The sequence below is a fragment of the Mesorhizobium sp. M0910 genome (genome assembly GCF_040319465.1).
In the GTDB taxonomy this organism is placed as follows: domain Bacteria; phylum Pseudomonadota; class Alphaproteobacteria; order Rhizobiales; family Rhizobiaceae; genus Mesorhizobium.
The window spans coordinates 21450-29463 of sequence record NZ_JAMYNZ010000028.1 but is presented as its reverse complement, the minus strand read 5'-3'; the positions used below and the strand labels follow the sequence as shown (position 1 = coordinate 29463).

Below are 8014 nucleotides of genomic sequence, written 5' to 3'. Positions count from 1 at the left end.
GCTCCGATCTACGCCACCCTGATCGAGGTGGAAGGCGAGGAAGGCCTGCAGCTGATCTGGTCTCGCCCCAACCGGGACTGATCGCCTCGACGAGGGCTCCGCCGCAAGGCGGGGCCTTCGGCCGTTCCCAAACGAACGCCGGCAGGCGAAAGGAGTCAGCGTGACGAAGCGATGGTTGCGGAGGAGGAGCTTGAGCCCCCTGCGCATCGCGGTTCTTTCCATGGTCATGGTGCGCCAAGCCGGAGGCGGCCGGAGGAGCCGTCGCGCGCCTAGGGTTCTCTAACGGGATCGTCAACCGGGATGCTCCCTACTGTCGAGACTTTTAAACCAAGGTTCACTAATCATCCGCTAGGATCGGGCGTGAGCAGCAGGGGCGAACGTGCTGCTAGTGGGGTCATCCATTGGGCATTCTGCGAAATACACGTCGGACGCGGGTTTATATTCCCAGCCAAGGTCCGACGAGTTGGCAAGCATTCCTCGCAGAACCTGAGAGGCAATGGCGAACCGGCTACTCGGCAAAAACGCTTGCTCATTGTTGGGAAAGTCCTGATGGCTTACCGGCTGAAGTCGCGCAGATGTTCGATGGCTCGGTCGAGTTACTACTGGCCTTGCCCGAGCACAGAGTGCCACTCGACGGTGGCAACCGTGACAGCCAGAACGACGTGTTTGCGCTTATCCGCTTCGGCGAACAGACTTGTGCTGCAACCATCGAAGGCAAGGTAAGCGAGGCGTTTGGACCGACCGTGGGCGAGTGGTATGCCGAACCGTCGCCGGGAAAGCGAGAGCGCATGCGCCAACTATGCGGCTTGCTCGGCTTCGATGATGTGCCGCCATTTCATATCCGTTATCAGTTGGTGCACAGGACGGCTTCCGCGCTGATCGAGGCTCGGCGCTTCAAGACCGATGAAGCCGCTATGATCGTCCACTCCTTCTCGCCAGCCCGAATGTGGTTTGAGGATTTCGCCACCTTCGCGAGCCTTTTCGGTGCCGAAGTTAAACCTGACAAGTCGAGCACCGTGATCCTAAAGTCAGGGCAGCGGCTCCGCTTAGGTTGGGCCACCGGCAACCGGGATTTTCTCAAATGCTAAGAGTTCCGGATGCCAAATCGACCAGCATTGAGACGACTGCACAGAAGCGATATACGACCAAGCAGATGGGCGATGCTTGCGAGATGATCGTTGCCGCAGAGCTCACGCTCGCGGGCATCCCCGCCTTGAAAGTTCCCGACAGCTGGCCCGGTTACGATGTGATCGCGCAGCCATTCGACCGGCCAGCGCAACGTGTTTCGGTAAAGTCGCGGACATTTAAGCGCGGTGCTGCCTATCTCGGCTACAACGACTATGACCAGTTCGATTGGCTGGCCATTGTTCTGCTGCCATCCGAGGGGTTCAAGGCTCGCGCAATCTACCTCGTTCCACGACCCGTGGCCGAGCGGTTGGCGCGACGTGACAAGGCAACCAGCAAGACCGCTGCGGAACGATACTTTCGTGTCGATCAAGTCCCCGAGTTGTTTGCAGAGTGGGATGCCAATTTCAAAATTAGCAGCGAGCCCAGCGTTTGCTCCCTTACGGAACGATCCCAAGTTGCGCGGCATCGATCTAACGAATGACGGTGCGGCGTTCTGTGACCGGGCGATGTTGTAGCGCGGCGCGTCGTTGCGGCAAGACGAAATTCGCCAAGCAGCACCGCAACACGCCCGAACAGGTCCGGCAACTGATCGGCGAGCACGGCAACGACCACAAGACTTTGGAACGTGAGGCCAGGAAGTTGCGGGAGTGACAAAGCTCTCTGATCCAGGTCGCCCGACATCGGCCGTCGGCATGGAAGATTGCAGACGAAGAGCGCGCCCATTTACACAGGTGCCAAGTGTGGGATCCGGCGGTCGGCCGGCGCAACCTCCGACAGGGCATGAGCCGCCGGGCCACACAACTGGATCTTGATCCCTGAACAAAAAAGCCACGCTGGCCTGAGCCAGCGGGAGGGTCTGGAGTGACCAGAGGTGGTTCCCGGCAGAGAGTCAACGCTCCTCCGGAGCGTTTGTTCAAGCGATTGCTAAAGCAGGCCAACATGGCGGATAGAAGCCGTTTCATGACAGCTCCTAGAGCGGCAATGTCCCTCCTTTCACAACAGGCGAGCCGTTGAGCGGTTCCGATAGGATTCTGGACTTTTCGTGTATTTTGGGCGCATTCTTGCGTCGGGGAGAAGGGGCTTGGATAAAGCCCGTGGCGCAAGCGTACTGGCGCAGGACGCCGCTGGGCCAGCGCGCCGATGCGGCTGGTCTTCGTGACCGTGGCTGCGGCTTCCGCTCTGGTGACGCAGTTTGTCATGCATAACAGCGGATCGCTGCCGGAAATCAATCTGCAGAACGTAATCAAGCCGAGACCGGTAGCAATTGCTGGGGTCGCATCTGTGATCGACGGCGACACGATCGAGATCCATGGCCAGCGCATTCGCTTCAATGGTATCGATGCACCGGAGTCAGCACAGCTGTGCGACGTCGCCAACGGCTTCCAGTATCAATGTGGCACCAAGTCTGCCGCCGCTCTCAATGCCTTTCTCGCCGCCTCCCGACCGAACCCGGTGCATGTTTGTGTCATGGGATTGGTACGGCCGCTATGTCGGCAATTGTAGGCGGGCCGATGGTGCCAGCGTCGCCGCCTGGATGGTCGAGAACGGCCAAGCTCTTGATTGGCCGAAATACAGCCAAGGTGCCTACGCCATGCTGCAGGAGAAGGCCAAGGCGGCAAGGGTTGGCATCTGGGCAGGAACGTTTGAAGCGCCTTGGGACTGGCGTGCCGAGCGTCGCGCTGACAACGAACAGCCATCGACGATCGCTCCCCTGCTCGCAGCGCGCCCAGTGCCTGCAACATCAAGGGCAACATCAACGCCCGCGGTGAGCACATCTATCACATGCCCGGCCAAGAGTATTACGATCGCACGGTCATAACGACCAGCAAGGGAGAGCGGTGGTTCTGCAGCGCGGAAGAGGCGGTGGCCGCCGGTTGGCGCAAAGCAAAGCGTTAAGCCATGGGGGCAGGTGTTGCCCTGTTTTTTACTGCGCTGGCGCGGGCCGCGGGAACTCGGAGTGCTTCGACAACGCCCCGAAAGTGCGAGCATGCGGCAGCGTCAAGATCACTGACTTCCGACTGGCGACATCGCGCCCGCGCCGGGTCGACGGCAAGGCGAAAACGGGTAGACCGAGCAGGAACACCGAATGGCACCTATCAACCAAGGGGAGGGACAACGCGGGCATCTTGCGCTACAGCTCCGAAATCGTTGTCGGCGCCGTCGAATTCCCCGCTTGACCCAAGCGCGACAGCTCCAACCAGATCGAGGACACGAACGACTTCATTCCAAGCCTGCCTCCCGTCGCCCCAGCGGCTACCCCGTCACCCAGACGGGATCGCTGCTGCGCGTCGGGTAGCGGATCGCGGCTGATAGCCGCGCATCCGCTTGGCGCGCAGCAGCTCAAGGAAAAGCCCGACGGCTTCGCCCTCGGTATCGAAGGAGTGCTGTATCGTGCGGCCGGTGGTTCCGATCCGGCCCCAACGGCGGACCAGGCAGGTCTGGCCGAACAGCGTCTCCTCGATCGACAGCGCATAGAAGCGCGCCATGTTCCGATCCGCGTCGCGGCGTTCGATACAGAGGCGATAGAGCTGCGCGATTATTGCGGACAGAATCGCGCAGCCGGACGCGCGCGTCCAATGAATGGTTTGAATCAGCGGACGCGGATCGATTCACTCTCGTGATGGATGGAACCGAACGTCAGTCGTTCAGCCGCGTCTTTGATGGCCTTTCCCCGGAGAGATGTAGCCAATCCTTGTTGGGCCGAGTCATGGCGCGGTCGGTCGTAACGAAAATCGACGCTGATTGGCGCGTCTGGCTACTTCGGCTGCCGGGCAAGGAATTCCGTTATCAGGCCCTGCACCACCTCCTGCATGGTTGTTCTATTGCGCGCGCAATGGACCTGCAGCTCGATCATCTGCGAGACCGGAATGCGTGTGTGCAGCCGGGCTGTCTCGCCGTCTGCCTTTGGCCTTTCGAGCTTCGCTTTCGTCGCTCTGGCAGACTGGGCTCTCGTCTGCTGCTCCAGGCTGTCCGTTTCGCTGATGCTGGATTCCACTATGGCAGCCATGTTGCGCGAGAACGGATCATCCGAACGGGCACGCGGTTTCAAGGCCGGCAGCGGCAGCTGGTTTGCGGTCCGATCGCTTTTCTCGTTCATTGCGTGGTGGCTCCGTTCAGTTTGCGGATGATCTCAGCAGTCAGGGCATTCGTCTGGTCGCGAGCATCTTGCACGGCCTTGTTCACAGGCTGGACTTCGTAAAGCGTCCCGGCGGTTGCGATTGAGGCGAAGGTCGGCCGTTGCGACAGAAAGGTCTCAAGCACGCTGGCGTCGGCCTGCCGCAGCAGCTGGATCGCTGTGCGGAAGGCCATGGTGTTGTGCTCGATCCCCGAAACCATGTTGAGCATCACCGCGTAGGGAATTTCGCGGTGGCGCCCGCCAAGTGAGCGGATGTGCCGAATCAGACCGAGGCATTGCTTGACATCGAAGACGTGCGCTTTCGTCGGAATCAGCACGAAGTCGGCGTTGGCGACGGCCGGGCCGAGCGCGGCCACGGCCGTGCCCTGGACGTCGACCAGCAGCAGGTCCTCGGCGTCCGATTGCGCCAGGCGATCGATCAGTTCGTCGGTCGAGCTGATTGGGATGACGTCGATGTTTGAAAGAGCGTACCCGGCGCGGCGACTGTTTTTGCTCCACTCCACCGCGGACAGTTGCGGATCGGTGTCGAGCACCGTCACCCGATGACCGGCGGCGGCGAATTCGCCAGCGAGCAGGATGGTGGCCATGGTCTTGCCGACCCCCCCTTTGGGAGAGGCCACTGTGATTTGCACCGCGCGTTGTTCCGGCATTGTTTTTTCCCAATGTCTCGTTCGACTTTGGCGTCAAGGCGCATAGGCGATTTGGCGCCAAAGTGACTTCGTTGCATTGTACCTATGCGCCGATGCTACAAAGTGCAGAGGCACATAAGTGCCTGTGTGATAATATGGATTTACGCATCGGTGCAATGTCCAGGGATACATGATCTGCTATGGATTAACGGATCAGTGAGTCACTATAATGTTGGATAGTGAATTGACAAGATACGCAATTTGGGTCCAAATCGCTGAGCAGGTCGTCGCTTCGCTTTGACCTGGACCGTCTTCGACGGGAGGCCCCATCCGCCATAGCGAGGAATTTTGGACACCAGCGCCGCCCACAAGGACACCCGAAAGCGCTCCCGGATCGATATCGGGCCGGAGGCGGGCGCGCTCCTGGACGAGGCCTGCAAGGTGTTCCAGCTTGACCGAGCGGAGACGTTGCGGCGCATTATCCGGGCCAGCCTGGATGTCGGTCCCGCTCTGTCGGCAGAGAATTCACGCACTGTCGCGGCGTTGGCCTCGCAAGTCCGGATGGTCGGCCGAAACCTCAGCCAGCTTCTCCATGCCATTCATTGCGGCGATGCTGTCCCCATGGAGGCGGCGTTGCCGATTTGGGAAGCACTGGATGAGAGAGTCAAAGCCGTCGACGCTGAATTGACGGCCATGACAATTGCTCATGGCCTGAAACTTCGGAAGGCGGCGCATCTGCTGAATGGTGAGGAGGCGTGAACCTCGACCAGTCGTCCATACAGGCCATAGCCGATCGGATTCGCGCCAGCGCAGCTTTTGAAGAAGAGAACCGCAAGCGCCGGCATCGGGCCCTGTTGTCCTTTGCTGCAAATGACGATGATTGGTTGCTCAAGACGGTTCGCGGCCGGAAGGGGGACGGCGGTCTCGGGGGAAGCCAGCCACCGGAACCAGCCGTGCCGCGCTCGTCTGCCCGGGAGCTGGAGCCGCCGCGCGGCAAAGCCGGGCGACTAAACCTCGCCCTGCCAACGAAGCGGCGGAAGCTCGCCGCCGGACCTCGGCCGAGGGCCGCTGCCGACAGGCTGGCGGCCGGGTATCAGCCGGCGGTTCTGAAGGTGATTTCCTACGGGCATGGCGTCACAAGGGCAGCCGCCATCGGTCAATATATCCAGAAGGAGGGCGTCGCGCTCGAGACGCATGACGCGCGTATCCTGGCAACGCAGGAAGCTGTTGCCGAGGAAATGAAACAGTGGGGCAAGGGTTTCGACAAGCGGCGGGAGAGCGAGGATGTGGCGACGTTTCGGCTTTCGCTGGGAGGGCAGGAGAATGCCGAGCGCCTTTCACAGGCAGTTCAGGCAGGTTTCGCCGGCCACGGTTTCGCCTATCGTATCGACACACTGCAGGACGGATCGAGCGTCGCGCGCGTCGTCGCGACCATGGCCGGACACAGCGTCGTGCGGGGTGAGAACGGGGACGACAAGGTGAAGCATCGGTTTCACTTTTCGGATCGACGCCAGCAGGATCGCCAGTTCTCGGCACCGACCCGGGCCATGATCGCCTCGCGGATCTCCGAGGCGCTTGGGGTCAAGGAGGATACCGTTTCGGTGAAGCCAATTGGGGAGCCCAGCCACGGCAAAGCCGGTGTCGTGTTCCAGCTCGCGCGCCTTAGCCATGACGGAGCGGCGATCGGCGCCGACGGCGCCGCGATCGCGTCTGAGGAGGCGGTTCGGCAGACCGCGCAGTCCTGGGACAAGACCCTGAATTCCTACAAGCCTCGCGACACCATGCACATGATCCTGTCGGCCAAGGCGGGCGAGGACAGGCAAGCTCTGGTAAGGGCCGCACGTGGGTTCCTGCATGAGCAGTTCCCCAATCACAAATTCGCCTTCGGCATGCATGCCGACATGGCCGAGGAGGGCGGTCATATTCATGTCCACGCCATCGTTGCGGTGAAGGGTGAAGACGGTGAGCGCTTGCGACCAGGTCCGGCCCAGCTTCGCGAATGGCGCGCGCTCTATGCCCAGCACGCACAAGCACAGGGCATGAAAATCGTCGCGACCTCCGCGGCCTATCGAGCGTCATCACAAAGCTATGGCCCGCGCGACAAGGCGATTGTGGCCACGGCCGAAAAGCCGCGGCCGGGCAGGGAGGCGCGTGACCGCGCCTACGCCCGTGCAAACCCGCACGTCATCGAGAAAGCCCGCCAGCGGATCGACCACGCGAGGGCCAACCCGATAAAGATTCCGATTTCGGCGCGCCAGCTGCAGGCCACCCAGGCAAGCCTTCGGGACTGGCACTCGGTTGCTGCTTCCCGGCCGGATAACGCGATAGCGAGTCAATTCATTGTTCGGATGACGCAAGCTTCCCGATCCGGTACTGTTGTGGTCGCTATTCGAGATGGAAAGGGTGTTCAAATGAGTTCAGATGCCACCGCGGACCAGATGCGGGAAAACCTAAAACAGATCAACGAGACCGTTAACAAGACAGCGGCCATGATGAACGGCCAGACGAAAGCGGAGTTCTTACGGCGCGCAGCGCCCACCATGGAACTGCTGGCGATCCGGACGGATCTCAAATCCCTGCAGGAAGGCGGCGTCACGCATGTCAGCGAAGACCACGCCCATCGGATTGCCGGCGCGCGCGCCGAAGCTTTGATCCATCGCGCCCAGGAGATCGAGGCGGCTGAGCGGCTTGAGGCCGATCGCGCTCGCGAGATCCGTAATCGCGCCATCGAGCAGGAGATCCGCGACGAACGAGCCGGATCGGCTGATCCGATCTCGCTTGAGCAGGTTGCGCAAGACCGCGAAATGGTGCGCAACGCCGAAAGCATCGCCGCGAAGGAAGCGCGCGAGGCACAAGCCGCAAGCGAAGCCGCGCGATCATTGGCACAGAATCCTAACGAGCGGCTTGATCCCGAGATCGTCAAAGGCGAACGGCTCGAAGAACTGCAGCGCCTGCAGTCGAGGAGCATCAACACCGCTCCAGTCGAAGGCGAAGAGCCGGATTCACAGAAGCCGCAAAAGCAGTAGTTGCCTCGCCACGCAGCACTGCGTGGGCTCGTTGTTCCCTAAGCCGGACGCTGCAGCGGCTCCGTTCGGCACACGCTCGCGTCCAAACGCGGATG

General features: G+C 61.2%; 10 protein-coding genes and 2 pseudogenes. 9 read left to right on the top strand and 3 right to left on the bottom strand.

From position 1 onward, the window contains the following. The 7 genes and pseudogenes from NKH78_RS31560 to NKH78_RS32760 form a co-directional block, all read left to right on the top strand. Positions 1 to 81, top strand: a pseudogene (locus tag NKH78_RS31560) (DUF736 domain-containing protein); the annotation flags it as partial. A 320-nt stretch (positions 82 to 401) separates the two neighbouring features. Then, the gene (locus NKH78_RS31555) at positions 402 to 1088 is read left to right on the top strand and encodes a DUF6946 family protein (protein WP_352885060.1); all 687 of its coding nucleotides are present in this window, start codon (positions 402 to 404) and stop codon (positions 1086 to 1088) included. Then, positions 1082 to 1609: a hypothetical protein gene (locus NKH78_RS31550; protein WP_352885059.1), complete on the top strand. Its 528-nt coding sequence runs from the start codon at positions 1082 to 1084 to the stop codon at positions 1607 to 1609. The genes NKH78_RS31555 and NKH78_RS31550 overlap by 7 nt, the downstream gene beginning before the upstream one ends. Further along, positions 1606 to 1779: a hypothetical protein gene (locus NKH78_RS31545; RefSeq protein ID WP_352885057.1), complete on the top strand. Its 174-nt coding sequence runs from the start codon at positions 1606 to 1608 to the stop codon at positions 1777 to 1779. Before NKH78_RS31550 ends, NKH78_RS31545 begins: the two co-directional genes overlap by 4 nt. A 489-nt stretch (positions 1780 to 2268) precedes the next feature. Beyond that, the gene (locus NKH78_RS31540) at positions 2269 to 2631 is read left to right on the top strand and encodes a thermonuclease family protein (RefSeq protein WP_352885056.1); all 363 of its coding nucleotides are present in this window, start codon (positions 2269 to 2271) and stop codon (positions 2629 to 2631) included. Beyond that, positions 2585 to 2704 (top strand): annotated as a pseudogene (locus tag NKH78_RS32765) (thermonuclease family protein); the annotation flags it as partial. The gene NKH78_RS31540 and the pseudogene NKH78_RS32765, both read left to right, overlap by 47 nt. A gap of 119 nt (positions 2705 to 2823) precedes the next feature. Next, positions 2824 to 3024, top strand: coding sequence for a sunset domain-containing protein (locus tag NKH78_RS32760; RefSeq protein ID WP_502899882.1), 201 nt, complete (start codon positions 2824 to 2826; stop codon positions 3022 to 3024). A 365-nt stretch (positions 3025 to 3389) separates the two neighbouring features. Here NKH78_RS32760 and NKH78_RS31530 read toward each other — a convergent pair whose 3' ends face one another. The 3 genes from NKH78_RS31530 to NKH78_RS31520 form a co-directional block, all read right to left on the bottom strand. Beyond that, positions 3390 to 3614: a WGR domain-containing protein gene (locus tag NKH78_RS31530; RefSeq protein WP_352885053.1), complete on the bottom strand. Its 225-nt coding sequence runs from the start codon at positions 3612 to 3614 to the stop codon at positions 3390 to 3392. 269 nt (positions 3615 to 3883) lie between these two features. After that, positions 3884 to 4225, bottom strand: coding sequence for a hypothetical protein (locus NKH78_RS31525; protein WP_352885052.1), 342 nt, complete (start codon positions 4223 to 4225; stop codon positions 3884 to 3886). Then, the gene (locus NKH78_RS31520; protein WP_352885051.1) at positions 4222 to 4914 is read right to left on the bottom strand and encodes a nucleotide-binding protein; all 693 of its coding nucleotides are present in this window, start codon (positions 4912 to 4914) and stop codon (positions 4222 to 4224) included. The genes NKH78_RS31525 and NKH78_RS31520 overlap by 4 nt, the downstream gene beginning before the upstream one ends. Before the next feature lie 327 nt (positions 4915 to 5241). Here NKH78_RS31520 and NKH78_RS31515 point away from each other — a divergent pair, with 327 nt between their 5' ends. Beyond that, entirely contained in the window at positions 5242 to 5652 is a 411-nt protein-coding gene (locus NKH78_RS31515; protein ID WP_352885050.1) for a hypothetical protein, read from the top strand. A gap of 194 nt (positions 5653 to 5846) precedes the next feature. Further along, positions 5847 to 7919, top strand: coding sequence for a relaxase/mobilization nuclease domain-containing protein (locus NKH78_RS31510; RefSeq protein ID WP_352885049.1), 2073 nt, complete (start codon positions 5847 to 5849; stop codon positions 7917 to 7919). The last annotated feature ends 95 nt before the right edge of the window (positions 7920 to 8014 follow it).

Coding starts and splice junctions, on each gene's coding strand:
- NKH78_RS31550 (WP_352885059.1), top strand. CDS start 1,082: ATGCTAAGAGTTCCGGATGCCAAATCGACCAGCATTGAGACGACTGCA.
- NKH78_RS31545 (WP_352885057.1), top strand. CDS start 1,606: ATGACGGTGCGGCGTTCTGTGACCGGGCGATGTTGTAGCGCGGCGCGT.
- NKH78_RS31540 (WP_352885056.1), top strand. CDS start 2,269: ATGCGGCTGGTCTTCGTGACCGTGGCTGCGGCTTCCGCTCTGGTGACG.
- NKH78_RS31530 (WP_352885053.1), bottom strand. CDS start 3,614: ATGGCGCGCTTCTATGCGCTGTCGATCGAGGAGACGCTGTTCGGCCAG.
- NKH78_RS31525 (WP_352885052.1), bottom strand. CDS start 4,225: ATGAACGAGAAAAGCGATCGGACCGCAAACCAGCTGCCGCTGCCGGCC.
- NKH78_RS31520 (WP_352885051.1), bottom strand. CDS start 4,914: ATGCCGGAACAACGCGCGGTGCAAATCACAGTGGCCTCTCCCAAAGGG.